Annotated in this window: 12 protein-coding genes; 4 read left to right on the top strand and 8 right to left on the bottom strand. The window is 72.5% G+C overall.

Annotation, left to right across the window (positions count from 1 at the left end; all coding sequences use genetic code 11):
* Position 1 precedes the first annotated feature (1 nt).
* From M2266_RS31260 to M2266_RS31245, 4 genes are all read right to left on the bottom strand, one after another.
* Positions 2-1,375, bottom strand: a complete 1,374-nt coding sequence (locus tag M2266_RS31260; protein WP_277441640.1) for an ABC transporter permease — start codon at positions 1,373-1,375, stop codon at positions 2-4.
* Positions 1,372-2,313: an ABC transporter ATP-binding protein gene (locus tag M2266_RS31255; RefSeq protein ID WP_277441639.1), complete on the bottom strand. Its 942-nt coding sequence runs from the start codon at positions 2,311-2,313 to the stop codon at positions 1,372-1,374. The genes M2266_RS31260 and M2266_RS31255 overlap by 4 nt, the downstream gene beginning before the upstream one ends.
* Positions 2,314-2,497: 184 nt before the next feature.
* The gene (locus M2266_RS31250) at positions 2,498-3,160 is read right to left on the bottom strand and encodes a response regulator transcription factor (RefSeq protein WP_277441638.1); all 663 of its coding nucleotides are present in this window, start codon (positions 3,158-3,160) and stop codon (positions 2,498-2,500) included.
* Complete coding sequence (locus M2266_RS31245) at positions 3,157-4,329, bottom strand: histidine kinase (protein ID WP_277441637.1); 1,173 nt, start codon at positions 4,327-4,329, stop codon at positions 3,157-3,159. Before M2266_RS31245 ends, M2266_RS31250 begins: the two co-directional genes overlap by 4 nt.
* Before the next feature lie 207 nt (positions 4,330-4,536).
* On the opposite strand from M2266_RS31245, the gene M2266_RS31240 reads away from it, so the two are divergent.
* A complete protein-coding gene (locus tag M2266_RS31240; RefSeq protein ID WP_277441636.1) occupies positions 4,537-5,457 on the top strand; it encodes an ABC transporter ATP-binding protein in 921 nt (306 codons plus the stop codon).
* Positions 5,454-6,308 carry an ABC transporter permease gene (locus M2266_RS31235; RefSeq protein ID WP_277441635.1) on the top strand — a complete coding sequence of 285 codons (855 nt, stop codon included), beginning with the start codon at positions 5,454-5,456 and terminating at the stop codon, positions 6,306-6,308. Before M2266_RS31240 ends, M2266_RS31235 begins: the two co-directional genes overlap by 4 nt.
* 20 nt (positions 6,309-6,328) lie before the next feature.
* Here the strand turns inward: M2266_RS31235 and M2266_RS31230 are convergent, their stop codons facing one another.
* From M2266_RS31230 to M2266_RS31215, 4 genes are all read right to left on the bottom strand, one after another.
* Positions 6,329-7,006: a response regulator transcription factor gene (locus M2266_RS31230; RefSeq protein ID WP_277441634.1), complete on the bottom strand. Its 678-nt coding sequence runs from the start codon at positions 7,004-7,006 to the stop codon at positions 6,329-6,331.
* Positions 7,003-8,328 (bottom strand): histidine kinase, encoded by a 1,326-nt coding sequence (locus M2266_RS31225; protein ID WP_277441633.1) that lies wholly within the window; start codon positions 8,326-8,328, stop codon positions 7,003-7,005. Before M2266_RS31225 ends, M2266_RS31230 begins: the two co-directional genes overlap by 4 nt.
* Positions 8,329-8,452: 124 nt before the next feature.
* The gene (locus M2266_RS31220; protein ID WP_277441632.1) at positions 8,453-9,313 is read right to left on the bottom strand and encodes an ABC transporter permease; all 861 of its coding nucleotides are present in this window, start codon (positions 9,311-9,313) and stop codon (positions 8,453-8,455) included.
* Positions 9,310-10,239 (bottom strand): ATP-binding cassette domain-containing protein, encoded by a 930-nt coding sequence (locus tag M2266_RS31215; protein WP_277441631.1) that lies wholly within the window; start codon positions 10,237-10,239, stop codon positions 9,310-9,312. The genes M2266_RS31220 and M2266_RS31215 overlap by 4 nt, the downstream gene beginning before the upstream one ends.
* Positions 10,240-10,643: 404 nt before the next feature.
* Here M2266_RS31215 and M2266_RS31210 point away from each other — a divergent pair, with 404 nt between their 5' ends.
* Together M2266_RS31210 and M2266_RS31205 are read left to right on the top strand one after the other, a co-directional pair.
* Positions 10,644-11,036: a nuclear transport factor 2 family protein gene (locus M2266_RS31210; protein WP_277441630.1), complete on the top strand. Its 393-nt coding sequence runs from the start codon at positions 10,644-10,646 to the stop codon at positions 11,034-11,036.
* Between the two features lie 40 nt (positions 11,037-11,076).
* Positions 11,077-13,086 (top strand): AAA family ATPase, encoded by a 2,010-nt coding sequence (locus M2266_RS31205; RefSeq protein ID WP_277441629.1) that lies wholly within the window; start codon positions 11,077-11,079, stop codon positions 13,084-13,086.
* The last annotated feature ends 125 nt before the right edge of the window (positions 13,087-13,211 follow it).

Here is a 13,211-nt window from a genome sequence, read left to right as displayed (position 1 = left end):
GTTATCCCTTCGAGCTGGCGGGAAGCAGTTCGACGTTGCCGTCGAACTGCCAGAGCGGGTTCGGTGCGTCTCCGGTCGGGGTCCGCACCAGGAAGTAGCCGTTCACTTCCTTCGGCCCGTCGCCATCGGCGACGAACCGCCCGTCTGCGGCGATGTCGAGCTGGTAGACGGCCGTCCCCACGGCCTCGACGTCGGGGAGATGCCAGGAGACGACGCAGCGCCAGCCGTTGCCCGGCCCCTGGGCGGCGGTGTCGACCCCGCCCTTGGTGCACGTCGCCGTCGCCCTCAGCCGCGCTTCGCCGACGTCGGGGCGATGGAGCTGCCGGGTCTGCAGGCGATAGAGGTGGGCGAACGCCGTGGCGACCGAGCGCTGCACTTTGTCCTGCTCGATGCCGGAGCCGGTGGCCGCGGTCGACGTGGCGACGACCGCGACCGTCGCGGCGACCAGCCCGACGAGCGGCAGGACCCCGACGGCGACCGCGCGGCGCCCCGGACCGTCGTGGGTCAGATCGGTGAAGTCGCGCCGCAGGAAGAGCACGTAGGCCAGCGCCGTCGCGGTCACGGCCCACACCGAGGCGACCGCGATGCCGATCAGGAGCGGACGGAGCTGCGCCGGGCTGGTGAACAGACCGTTCCAGGCGATGAAGCCGTAACTCGGCAGGGCGAGGCGTACGGCGACGGGGAGCGGCAGCATCTGGGCGAGCTGCATCGCGAGTGCGACGAGCGCGGGCAGCAGCAGCCCCATGGGGGACCGCCCCAGCACGACGGACCCGAGCAGGCCGATCGCGGCGAGGGCCAGGGTCGGTGCGAGGACACAGACCCAGGCGAGCAGGACCTTTCCGGCCGCGTCCGCCGGCGTGAGCGGGTGGCCGTCGAGGCCGACCAGCGGCTGGTTTCCCACCGCCACGAGCCCGCCGGCCGCGCTGGAACAAGCCAGCCCGGCCACGAGCAGCAGGATGACGGTGAGGCTGGCCAGGGCTTTCGCCGCGAAGATCCGCCGAGGCGAGCGGACCGCCACCAGCAGGTGGCGCCAGGTGCCGAGCCGGTCCTCGGAGGCGAACACGTCGCCGGCGACCACCGAGGTCAGCAGCGGGAGTGCCCACGTACCCGCGAAACCGAGCATCACGAGCGGCCCGGCCCACCCCGTGGCATGCATCCAGCGACCGAAGAGGGTGTCGACGGGAAGCGAACTCTGCTGACTCACCGCGGCGACGAAGAGGGCCGGCGCGATCCAGCAGGTGAGGACCAGCAGGCGGATCCGCCACTGGGAGACCAGCTTGACCAGTTCGAAGCGGTAGCAGCGCGCTCCCGAGACGCGACCGGTGGTGGTGGCGTGGTCGCCGGAAGCGTGGTCGGCGGTGATGGTCGTGCTCACCGGTCGGCCTCCTGCTGCTCGGTGAGGGCCAGGAACGCGGCCTCGAGAGGCGACACCACGGGTGCCAGTCCGCGCAGCGCGATGCCCGCCGACACGAGCCGCACCACCAGTTCGTCGAGGGCCGGCACCAGCGCGCGCACGACGAGCACGTCGGCGTCCTGCCGTGCCCCGGCGTCGTCGACGACCCGGATCCCGGCCGTCTCGCCGGCCAGCCGGCGGGCGGCCCGCGGGTCGGAGGTGAGCAGCTGATAGTCGAGCTCGCGATTCTCCGCGGCCAGCTTGCCGAGCGGTCCGGAGAAGACGACCCGCCCGGCGGCGAGGATGGTGACCTCGGAGCACAGTGCCTCCAGGTCCTCCATGCGGTGGCTGGAGAGCACGACGCAGGTTCCGTTCGCGGCGAGCCGGGTGAGGACACCGTGCACGTGCTTCTTGCCGGCCGGGTCGAGGCCGTTGGAAGGTTCGTCGAGCACGAGCAACCGGGGCTTGGTGAGCAGGGCGGCGGCGAGCCCGAGCCGCTGACGCATACCCAGGGAGAAACCCCGGGCCCGGTCGTCGGCGACATCGGTGAGCCCGACCTGGGCGAGCACGTCGTCGACGCCCGCCGCCCGCGCGTCGTGGCCGCGGAGAGCGGCCAGCGCGGAGAGGTTCTGCCGGGCGGTGAGCGAGGGATAGAGACCGGGCCCGTCCACGAAACCGGCGACACCGTCGGGAGCGGCCGGCGCCCGTCCGATCGGCGTGCCCAGGATCTCCAGGCGCCCGCTGTCGGCGACGGCCAGGCCCAGCAGGAGTCCGAGCAGTGTCGTCTTGCCGGCACCGTTCGGGCCGACCAGGCCGTGGATCTGCCCCTGCGTCACATCGAGATCGACGCCGTCGAGGGCGACGACGTCCCCGAAACACTTGGTGATCCCGCGCGCCCGGATGGTGACGAGTCCGTCCATGAGCCCCTTCTCTCGAACCCCTCAAGGACTCTAGGGACGGCACGCGACCGCAGGCAGGGACAGCTGGGCGAACGTTCGTGGAACGGCAGGCGCCGGATATCCGCCGACAGCCGCCGCGACCGGTAGCGGGGGTCGAGGAGGGTGAGGACGGTCCCGGATCTGTCGACGCGGGCGCCCGCGCCGCTCAGTGCGACGGGGCGACGAGTTCCATCTCGTAGGCGGTGATCACGAGTTGGACCCGGTCGCGGGCGCCCAGCTTGGTGAGCAGGCGTGAGACGTGCGACTTGGCGGTGGCGACCGTGATGCAGAGGTCGACCGCGATCTCGGGGTTCGTCCGGCCGAGCCCGATGAGGGTCAGGACCTCCCGTTCCCGCTCGGTGATGCCCTCGACCGGTCGCGGGGAGCGCTTCGGGACGGTATCGGGGCGCCCGACGAAGTCCGCGATCAGCCGGCGCGTCACGCCCGGCGCGATCAGGGCGTCGCCCGCGGCGACCACGCGGATCGCCGCGAGGATGTCGTTCAGGGCCATGTCCTTGACCGCGAAGCCGCTCGCACCGGCCCGGAGCGCGCCGTAGACGAGCTCGTCCTCGTCGAAGGTGGTCAGGACGAGGACACGGGTCGTCGCGGGGCCGGTGGTGATCCGGCGCGTGGCCTCGATCCCGTCCATCCCGGGCATCCGGATGTCCATCACGACGACGTCGGGGCTGAGGTCCGTGACCCGTTGGACCGCCTCGACGCCGTCGGCGGCTTCGCCGACGACCTCCAGGTCCGGGTGATCGGCCATGATCATGCGCAGACCGGACCGCACCAGCGGCTGGTCGTCGGCGAGTACCACCCGGACGGTCATCGCGTGTTCACCGGGACTCCGACGGGTGAGGGCAGCGGGAGCCGAGCCGCCACCCGGAAGCCGCCCTCAGGACGCGGTCCGGCGCTGAGGTGACCGCGCAGCAGGCCGGCCCGCTCCCGCATGCCCACGATGCCCAAGCCGTGGGCCGAGCCGTTCGCGGTGGTGCCGCGCCCGTCGTCGACGACCTCCACCGACAGCTCCTCGTCCCCGTATGCGATGAGCACCCGACAACGCCCGACGCCCGCGTGGCGGACCACGTTGGTCAGCGACTCCTGCACGATGCGGTAGGCGGACAGGTCGATGTCGGCGGGCAGGGAACGCCGCACCCCCTGGCGCAGCAGGTCGACGCGTACCCCCGCCTCGGCCGTGGCCGCCGCCAGCCGTTCGATGTCCGCCAGGCCCTGCGAGGGCGCGAGCGGCGCCCGCCCCGGGCCCGCTCCTCCCGGGTCGGCCTGACGCAGTGCCACCAGGGTGCGCCGCAGCCCCGACAAGGCCTCCCTGCTGGTGGCTTCGATGACCCGCAGCGCCTCACCGGCCTCCGCGGGCCGGGTCTCGATGATCTGACTGCCGGCGCCGGCCTGGATGGCGATGATGGCGATGCTGTGCGCGACCATGTCGTGCAGTTCCCGTGCGATCCGCAGCCGTTCGGCGGCAACGGCCTCCGCCACCTCCTGGGAACGCAGCGCCACCGCGTGCTCGCGGCGCTCGCGGCTGAGCAGACCGATCGTGCAGGACGCCGCCATCGCCAGGACCGCGATCACGACGTCGACCGTCAGGCCGTCCGCTTGGGCGAAGCCGCCGACGACCAGCAGTTGGACGACGAAGGACACCGCCGGCGCGACGATCGACGCCCGCCGTGTGCCGGTGGCGACGATGTAGCCGAGCGCCAGGTCCACCGCCAGGTACGACAGGAACTGGCCCTGATAGGACGCAAGGTCGGCGGGGCCGGAACGAGGCGGAACGACCACCACGGCGGCGGCCCCGAGGTGGGTCAGGGCCAGGGCCGCCAGCGGCCTGCGTCGCAGCAGGCCGACGAGCAGCGCCACGGCGAGCAGGGATCCGACGGCGTGCAGGGTGCCCGGGGCACTCGGCGCGCCGAGCAGCAGCAGGAGCACCATGGCGGGATACAGGAGCCCCCCGCCCCAGGCCATGAGTCCTGTTCTCGTCATCGGCGACACGCCCGCCAAAGCCTGGCCGCCCTGCGGGAAACGCCTGCCGCCGGCAGGAAAGGTGGTGTCGCGTCCATCCCGCGAGCCTAACGGGCCCGTGTCCGGCGGACATCTGCCCACGGGCGTACGCCCCAGGGATGGTCCGGCCGCACGATTGCCGTCCCTGGCCCCATGATGGGACGCGGGCGTCCCGGCAGGGTTGCTCCGGTGATCGAAGTCAACGAACTCACCAAGCGGTACGGCGACAAGACCGCCGTCGACCATCTGTCGTTCACCGTGCGGCCCGGTCAGGTGACCGGGTTCCTCGGCCCCAACGGAGCCGGTAAGACCACCACCCTGCGGATCATCCTCGGCTTGGACGCGCCGAGCAGCGGCACCGCCTCTGTCAGCGGCGTCCCCTTCCGCAGCCGTTCACGCGGGCTGCGGCACGTCGGCGCCCTTCTCGACGCGGGCCAGGTGCACGGCGGACGCAGCGCGGTCGCCCACCTGTCCGCCATCGCCCGCAGCAACGGCATCCCACCGCGCCGGGTGGACGACGTTCTGCGGGAGGTGGGGCTGACCGAGGCGGCGGGCCGCCGCATCGGCGGGTTCTCGCTCGGCATGAAGCAGCGGCTCGGGATCGCCACCGCCCTCCTCGGCGACCCGCCGGTGCTGGTGTTCGACGAGCCGGTGAACGGCATGGACCCGGAAGGCGTGCTCTGGATGCGCCGCCTCTTCCGGCGGCTGGCCGCCGAAGGCCGTACGGTCTTCCTGTCCAGCCACCTGATGTCGGAGATGGCGAAGACCGCCGACCAGCTCGTCGTCGTCGGCCGCGGCCGGCTCATCGCCGCCGAGTCGGTACGGGACTTCGCGGCCCGCAGCACCCGCCTCAGCGTCGTGGTGAGCACCCCGCGCACCGCCGAGCTGGCAGCGGTGCTGACCGCGGCCGGCGCGTCGGTCGAGACGGAAGGCGTGCCGGACGCCGGCCGGCTCGTCGTGACCGGACTGGCGGCGGACCGGATCGGGGCACTCGCCTCGCAGGGCCGCATCCCACTGAGCGAGTTGACCACCCTGACCGCGTCTTTGGAGGAGGCCTTCATGGAACTCACCGCGGACAGCGTCGAATACCTGGCAGGAGAGCCGCGATGACCATGCCCACCATCATCCGACCCGGCATCTCGGCCGCATCCGCGACCGAGCCACCCGCCCGCTTCCGCGACCTGCTCGCCTCCGAGTGGATCAAGATGCGGTCCCTGCGCTCGACCCCCTGGTCCCTCGCCCTCACCATGGTGTTCGTCATCGGATCCGCCGCCGTCGCCGCCCTGGCGGAGAACCGCATCCTGGAGAAGATGAGCCCGCAGGCCAGGGCCGACCAGGGATTCATGGTGTTCGACGCGTTCCCGCCGGCCGGCTACATGACGCTGATGCTCGTCGCCGGAAGCGTCGGCGCCCTCACCGTCGTGAGCGAGTACAGCAGCGGCCTCATCCGCACCACCACCGTGGCCGTACCCGCCCGCGGGGCGGTGGTACTGGCGAAGGCGGTCGTCACCGCCGCGCTGTGGACCGCGGTCGGTGCGGTCGTCGCCACCGGCTGCTTCCTGGTCTCCCAGGCCATCCTGAACGCGAACCACGCCGGAGTCCCCCTCACCCACCCCGGAGTTCCGCGGGCGCTGGTGGCATCCACGCTGCTGGCCCCGGTCTGCGCACTGACGGGCCTCGGCGTCGGCTTCCTGATCCGGCACAGCGCCGCCACCATGGTCACCAACACCTTCACGCTCCTGATGCTGCCCCCGATCTTCTCGCAGAGCGCGCGCTGGTCCGCCGCCGTCAGCCACGCGATGCCGGTCACGGCCTGGAAGCGCCTGATCCAGAACTGGCCGCCGGATCCGCACTCTCTCGGCTACACCGCGACCGTCCCCGACTCCTGGACCGTGTACGCGCTCTGGCCGTTGATCGCGGTCGCACTCGCCGGGACCGTCGTGCGCCGCCGCGACGTATGAGCCCGCCGGCGTACCGCGGGTCAGTCGGTCGCGTTGGGCCGGGTCAGGCCCATGTCGTAGGCGAAGATGACGGCCTGGATCCGGTCGCGGGCGCCGATCTTCGTGAGCACCCGCCCGACGTGGGTCTTGACGGTGGACTCGGCCAGCACCAGCCGCTCGGCGATCTCCGCGTTGGTCCAACCGCGGCCAATGGCGACCAGGATCTCCCGCTCGCGTCCGGTGAGGGTGAGGAGTCGCGGGTTGTCGTGCGGCTCGTGGTGCTGGAGGTGGCCGGGCAGGTGGTGGGCGTAGGCGTCGAGGAGGCGCCGGGTGAGGGCCGGGGCGATGACGGCGTCGCCCGCGGCGACCGCCCGGATGCCGGCCAGCAGTTCTTCGGGGCGCGCGTCCTTGAGCAGGAAACCGCTGGCCCCGGCGCGCAGCGCGGTATGGGCGTACTCGTCCAGGTCGAAGGTGGTCATGACCAGGACGCGGGAGCGTCCGCCGGTGGCGACGATGCGGCGGGTGGCCTCGATGCCGTCCATGCCGGGCATCCGCACGTCCATCAGGACGACGTCGGGGCGCAGTTCGGCGGCCTGGCGTACGGCGTCGGCTCCGTGCGCGGCCTCGCCGACCACCTCGGTGTCGGGGACGGATTCCAGCAGCATGCGAAAGCCCAGGCGCTGCATGGGCTGGTCGTCCACGATGAGGACGGTGGTCATGGGGTCCCTCCTGGGGAACCGGCGAGGGGAGTGAGGTCGAGGGTGGCATGGACGGTCCAGCCTCCGCCGGACCGTGGTCCGGCGGAGACGCTGCCGCCGTACAGCGCGGCGCGTTCGGCCATGCCCGCCAGCCCGTGTCCTTCCTGGTTCACCGGCGTGGGGCGTTTGGTGCCGGAGGGCGGCCCGGTGTCCTCGACGCCGATCCGCAACTGTGCGTCGTGGATGGAGAGCAGGAGGTGGATCCGGGTGTCGGAGCCCGCGTGCTTGAGGGAATTGGTGAGGGCCTCCTGCACGATGCGGTAGGCGGTCAGCTGCACACCGCGGTCCAGAGCGTCCAGTTCCCCGACCGTGCGGTAGCGGACGGTGGGCCCCGCGGTGCGGATGCGGTCGCACAACGCGTCCACCTCCGCGATGCCGGGCTGGGGGCTGAACTCGGGAGCGTCCGTTCGCTCGCGCAGCACACCGAGCATGCGCCGTAGTTCGCCCAGGGCCTGACGGCCGGTCTCGCCGATCAGTTCCAGCGCTTCCTTGCCCCGCTCCGGAGCGATGAGCGCCGCGTACGCGCCTCCGTCCGCCAGCGTGATCATGACGGACAGGTTGTGGCCGACGATGTCGTGCATCTCGCGGGCGACCCGGGTGCGTTCCTCGGCCGCGGCCAGTTTGCTGCGCTGGTCCCGTTCGATCTCCAGGCGCGCGGCGCGCTCACGCAGGACGGCCAGTTGGGACCGGCGGATCCGTACCGCCAACCCGAGGGCCAGCGCCGCCACCACCGCGTTGAACAGGAAGAACAGCGCGTCGCCCACGGCCACCGTCTCCGACAGGCGCACGGCGACCAGGGCCAGGGCGCCGGCCATGGCCGCGCACGCCCAGGGCAGATGCCGCAGTCGCCCGTGCAGCGCCAGGCTGTACAGGGCGATGAGGAGCGCCACGTCCGCGCGGAGCCACGCTCCCAGCAGCCACTGGATCAGGAACACGGCCAGGACGGCGGTGAACGTCGCAGACGGCCGGCGGCGCCGCCACAGCAGCGGCAGCACCAGCCCGGCCTGCAGGGCGAGCACCCCGGCCACCGGCAGGCGCGTGAACTTCAGCGCCGCCTCGTGCCGATCGCCGTCGTGCACCAGATCCGCCACGCCGAAGAGCAGGAACGCCGCGATCACCACCGCCGTGTCCAGCACCCACGGGCGCCGCCGGTCGGCCGCGCGCAGGCGCTGCACCGCCCGGTTCGACGCGATCACCAGGGGGTGGCCCCACAGGGGGTCGGGTTCCTCCAGCGGATGCGCGGTCACGGAGGCGTGGCTGCCGTGGGGGGTGTCGGTGGTCATGGGCGTCACCTGCACATCGTGGGCCAACGGCGTCGGCGGCGCCCGAACGGGCGGGGCGGCGCGCCGAGGCCGCGGTTTCGGTTCATCAGGCGGGGGAGCCCGGCGGTGCGGTCATGCGTCGGCGTCAGGCGTCGGTGCGCATCAAGCGCCAGGCGGCTCCACCCAGTGCCAGGGCGGTCCAGGCCAGGAAGACCAGCAGCCCGGCCGTTGGCGTGAGGGTGTGCGCCTCGTGGTGCAGGGCGAACATCGATGCTCCGGCCTCGCTGGGCAGGTAGGGCCTGACGTGGTCGTGCCAGGAGGTCGGCAGCAGCGACACCAGTCCGGGCACGAGCATCAGGGCACCGACCAGGACCGAGATGCCGCCGGCCACCGATCGCAGCAGCGCGCCCAGGGCGGTCCCGAGGACGGCGATCAGGCCGAGGTAGAGGCCCGCCGCCAGCAGGCTGCGCAGCACACCGGGGTCCGAGATCGACAGGGCCGCGGGCGTGCCGGAGACGATGCCGCTGCCGAAGAGGAAGGCGACGAGCGCTCCCACGGTGCCGACCACCAGGGCGACGGCGCCGAAGACGGCCGACTTGGACCAGAGCACCGGCAGCCGGCGGGGTACGGCGGCCAGCGTGGAGCGGATCATGCCGGTGGAGTACTCGCCCGCCGTCACCAGCACGCCCAGCACGCCGAAGGCCAACTGCGCGAAGTTCGTGCCGAACAGGGACAGGCTCACCGCGGTCGAGTTGGCGAAGTCGCCGTCCATGTGCCGTCCGGAGGTGATCCTGGACTTGAACTGCCACGACGCGATGAGGCCGAAGGCCACCAGGAACAGCAGCCCCAGGCCCAGGGTGATCCAGGTGGAGCGCAGGGACCACAGCTTGGCCCACTCCGAGCGCAGCACGCGCCGGGCGGTCACCCGGTAGACCGGACGTCCGGTCCGCGCGGGGGCCGGGTCGGGAGCCGGGTCGGGGGTACGGGTGGAGGTGACGGTGCTCATGCTGCGCTCCCGGAGGTCTCGGTGGTGCCGTGGTACTCGACCGCGTCCCGTGTCAGCTCCATGAACGCCTCCTCCAGGGAGAGGGCCTTCGCCGTGAGCTCGAACAGCGCGATTCCGGCCTCCGCGGCCTTCAGCCCGATGGCCCGGGCGGTCAGGCCCGTCACCTGCAGTTCCTCGGAGCCGGCGCGGCCGGTGATCTCGACGCCGGGGCCCGCCAGGACCTCCCGCAGCCGGGCGGGATCCGCCGTGGCGACCTGCACGGTGTCTCCGCCGGCCTGGCTGATCAGATCGCTGACGGTGGTGTCGGCCAGCAGCCGCCCGCGTCCGACGACGATCAGGTGGTCCGCGACCAGGGCCATCTCGCTCATCAGGTGCGAGGACACGAACACCGTGCGGCCCTCGCTCGCCAGCCCGGTGAGCAGGTTGCGGATCCACAGCACGCCTTCGGGGTCCAGCCCGTTGACCGGCTCGTCCAGCATGACGGTGGCCGGATCGCCGAGCAGCGCGGCCGCGATGCCCAACCGCTGGCCCATCCCCAGGGAGAAGGCCCCGGCGCGCTTCTTCGCCACCGACTCCAGACCCGTCATCCCGACGACTTCCTCCACCCGGCGGCGCGGAATGCCATGGGTGTACGCCTGCGCCATCAGGTGGTCGAACGCCGAGCGGCCCGGGTGGATCGACTTGGCCTCCAGCAGGGCCCCGACCTCCTGCAACGGGGCGGCGTGCTCCGCGTAACGGCGGCCGTTGACCGTGACCGTCCCCTGCGTGGGAGCGTCCAGCCCGACGATCATCCGCATCGTGGTGGACTTGCCCGCGCCGTTGGGGCCGAGGAAGCCGGTGACGGTTCCCGGCTTGACCGTGAAGTCCAGCCGGTCCACCGCCGTCGTCTCCCCGTACCGCTTCGTCAGCTGCTGCGCCTCGATCATCGCGTCTTCCCTCGCTCGCGGGGCCCGGGCCTCCCGGACCGTCTCACCAGCAACGTTAGAAGCCGCAGCCCCCGTAAACGTGGTACCCGGGACTCATCTGCGGGCCGACCGTAGTACCCCGGTACTACCGCGATCGGCGCCGGGCAGGACCCCGAGGTCGGGTCCATGGTGACGATGGTCGCGCCGGTGAAAGGGATGCGGGCTGACGGAGCCGGGCAACATGCCGCCGGTCCCGCCGCCCTGGCCCTGGACCTCACGCCGGTCCACCAGGTCGCACCGCTTGGAGTGGAACCCCGCCCCTCGTCCCGGCCTCTACCAGGTCGGCCGGCGCCGCATCCTTCCTGACTCCAGGAGCCACCGCCTGCCCCGTACACGACCACCACACCTTGCGGGAGAGAACAGCGATGACTCCGACCGACATCACCCGAGCCATCGACGACCTGCTGTTCACCCCGGGCCTCGACCTCGCCGAAGCCGTCGACCGCCACTTCGCCCCCGACTACCGCCAGCGCACCGACGGCGTGTGGAGCGACCGGGACTCCTTCGTCCAGCACATGGCGCGACTGCGCTCGGTGGTGCGCGGCGGGCACATCGAGGTCCACGACGAGCTGCGCGACGGTCTGCGCTACGCCGACCGCCACTCCGTCACCGTCACCCGGGACAACGGCCGCACTTCGGTCACCGAGGTGTACCTCTTCGCCCGGCTCTCCCCCGACGGGCGCTTCCAGCGCGTCGAGGAGACCACCCTGCTGGTCAGTGGCCACGACGACGACCGGAACCTGGGATCCATCAAGTGACGGCGTTCTTCGGGACCGGGACGAGCGGAGGGGAGCCGCCATGGTCTCCATCGGAGAGAGACTGAGCAGCGCGCGCGTCCAGGCCTTCGTCGGCCGGGACGAGCAACTCGGGCGGTTCGCGCAGGCTTTGGCCGGTGATCCGCAGGCGCCGTTCGCGTTCTACGTGTTCGGGCCGGGCGGTATCGGGAAGTCCACGCTGCTGCGGCGCCTGGCGGACCACGCCCGTACGGCGGGCCGGCTGCTCGTCGAACTGGACGGCCGTTTCGTCGGCCGGGATCCGGCCGACTTCGAGCGGGCGGCCGCCCCGTTCCTGGACGTCGCCGGCACGGTCCTGTTCGTGGACTCCTTCGAGCACTGCCAGTGGCTGGAGAGCTGGCTGTGGCACCACTTCCTGCCCCGTGCCGCCGACGGCGCCCTGGCCGTCCTGGGCGGGCGGCTCGCGCCGCAGCCGCAGTGGAGCGCGGACCCCGCCTGGGCGGGGCTCCTGCACACGAGCGAACTGGAGCCGTTCTCCGAGGAGCAGGCCCGGAGCCTGCTGGTCGCGGCGCGGATCCGGCCCGAACTGCGGGACCTGGTACTCCGCTTCGCCGGAGGCAACCCGCTGGCCCTGTCCCTCGCGGCGGCGCGCGGCTCGACCGGCTGGAGCAGCGAGGACGTCTGGGCGCCGTCGGCCGACGTCCTGCGCACCCTGTTGGTGGGGCTGATCGGAGAGGTGCCGTCGGCGGCCCACCGCCGCGCCCTGGAGGTGGTGGCACAGGCGCACTCGACCTCCGAGGAACTGCTCGCCGCGGTGCTGCCCGAGGAGGACGCCCATCTGCTGTTCGACTGGCTGAGGGAGCTGCCCTTCATGGAGTCCACGCACCGGGGGCTCCACCCGCACGACGCCGCACGCGAGACCCTCGCCGCCGACCTGCGCTGGCGGGCGCCCAACGCCTTCGTGGCGGTGCGCAAGCGGCTGGCGGAGGAGTACATGCGGCTGCTGCGCGAGGCACCGGAGGAGCGGGTCTGGACCGTCACCGACGAGCTCTTCTACCTCTTCCGTGAGGGGGAGACCCTCGCGCGGTTGCGCAGTTGGTCCCGGGAGGACGAGGTGCACGACCGCCCGCTGCACCCGGACGACCTCGACGTCATACTGCGCATGGCCGAGGAGACCGAGGGCCCGGACTCCGCGGATCTGGTGCGCTACTGGGCACAGCGCCAGCCGCAGGCCTTCAGCGTCTACCGCCTGGTGGCCACGGGCCGCATCGTGGCCTTCACCGCCCGGCTCGCCCTGCCCGCCCCTCCCGACCCCCGGGACCTGGCCACCGATCCCGTCGTCGCGGCCGCCTGGGAGTACACGGACGCCACGGCGCCGGTGAGCGCCGGCGACCACATCGGCGTCAGCCGGTTCACGATCTACCCCGAGCGGTACCAGGTCCCCTCACGCGTCATCGACCTGAGCAGTTCCCGCGCCCAGGCGGAGGCCGCCCGCGCCCGTGGCCGCGCCTACGGCTTCGGCGTCTGGCGTGACGCCGACACCTGGGCCGAACGCGTCAGGGGCACCCTCACCGACACCGGCGCGCGACCGCGGGTCGGCGCGTACACGTACGGGGTGTTCGGTGTCGACTGGCGCCAGGTCCCCGTGGAGGCCTGGCTCGGCCGCTTCACAGCGGCCCCCGACACGCCCGCCCTGTCCGGGCCGGCACACGGCTCGCGCGCCGCGTTCGACCAGGCCGTGCGCGAAGCGCTGTCGCACTGGCGCGACCCGGCGGCCTTCGCCGCCTGCGCCCTGCTGCGCGCCCGCCTGGCGGCCGACTCCGCCGACCCCGTCGAGGAGTTGCGCGCCCTGCTGCGCCAGGAGGTCGACGACCTCGCCCGTGACCCGCGCGGTGTGCGAGCCCGCGAGGCCCTGACGGCGAGCTACTTCTCCGGCGCCCCCACCCAGGAGGCCGCCGCGCGCCGGCTGGGCCTGCCGTACGGCACCTACCGGCGCCACCTGCGCCAGGGCCTGGACCTGCTCTGCGAGGCCCTGTGGCAACGGGAGTCGCACGGCCCTGTCAAGGCTCCCTGAGGGCTGTCCCGTAATCCCTGGTGGATCAGCGCGCGGCGTCAGATGCGGTGCATCGCACGGCGGAGGGGCGCCCGCATACTGGATGCATTCGGGCGTTCCGACAACGCGGCGAGGTGCCGTAGCTG

This window comes from Streptomyces sp. SPB162 (assembly GCF_029504575.1).
Lineage (GTDB): Bacteria > Actinomycetota > Actinomycetes > Streptomycetales > Streptomycetaceae > Actinacidiphila.
Note: the sequence above shows the minus strand (reverse complement) of the source record. Positions and strands in the feature narration are given on the sequence as shown.

Coding starts and splice junctions, on each gene's coding strand:
- M2266_RS31225 (WP_277441633.1), bottom strand. CDS start 8,328: ATGACCACCGACACCCCCCACGGCAGCCACGCCTCCGTGACCGCGCAT.
- M2266_RS31230 (WP_277441634.1), bottom strand. CDS start 7,006: ATGACCACCGTCCTCATCGTGGACGACCAGCCCATGCAGCGCCTGGGC.
- M2266_RS31205 (WP_277441629.1), top strand. CDS start 11,077: ATGGTCTCCATCGGAGAGAGACTGAGCAGCGCGCGCGTCCAGGCCTTC.
- M2266_RS31215 (WP_277441631.1), bottom strand. CDS start 10,239: ATGATCGAGGCGCAGCAGCTGACGAAGCGGTACGGGGAGACGACGGCG.
- M2266_RS31250 (WP_277441638.1), bottom strand. CDS start 3,160: ATGACCGTCCGGGTGGTACTCGCCGACGACCAGCCGCTGGTGCGGTCC.
- M2266_RS31255 (WP_277441639.1), bottom strand. CDS start 2,313: ATGGACGGACTCGTCACCATCCGGGCGCGCGGGATCACCAAGTGTTTC.
- M2266_RS31245 (WP_277441637.1), bottom strand. CDS start 4,329: ATGACGAGAACAGGACTCATGGCCTGGGGCGGGGGGCTCCTGTATCCC.
- M2266_RS31220 (WP_277441632.1), bottom strand. CDS start 9,313: ATGAGCACCGTCACCTCCACCCGTACCCCCGACCCGGCTCCCGACCCG.
- M2266_RS31210 (WP_277441630.1), top strand. CDS start 10,644: ATGACTCCGACCGACATCACCCGAGCCATCGACGACCTGCTGTTCACC.
- M2266_RS31235 (WP_277441635.1), top strand. CDS start 5,454: ATGACCATGCCCACCATCATCCGACCCGGCATCTCGGCCGCATCCGCG.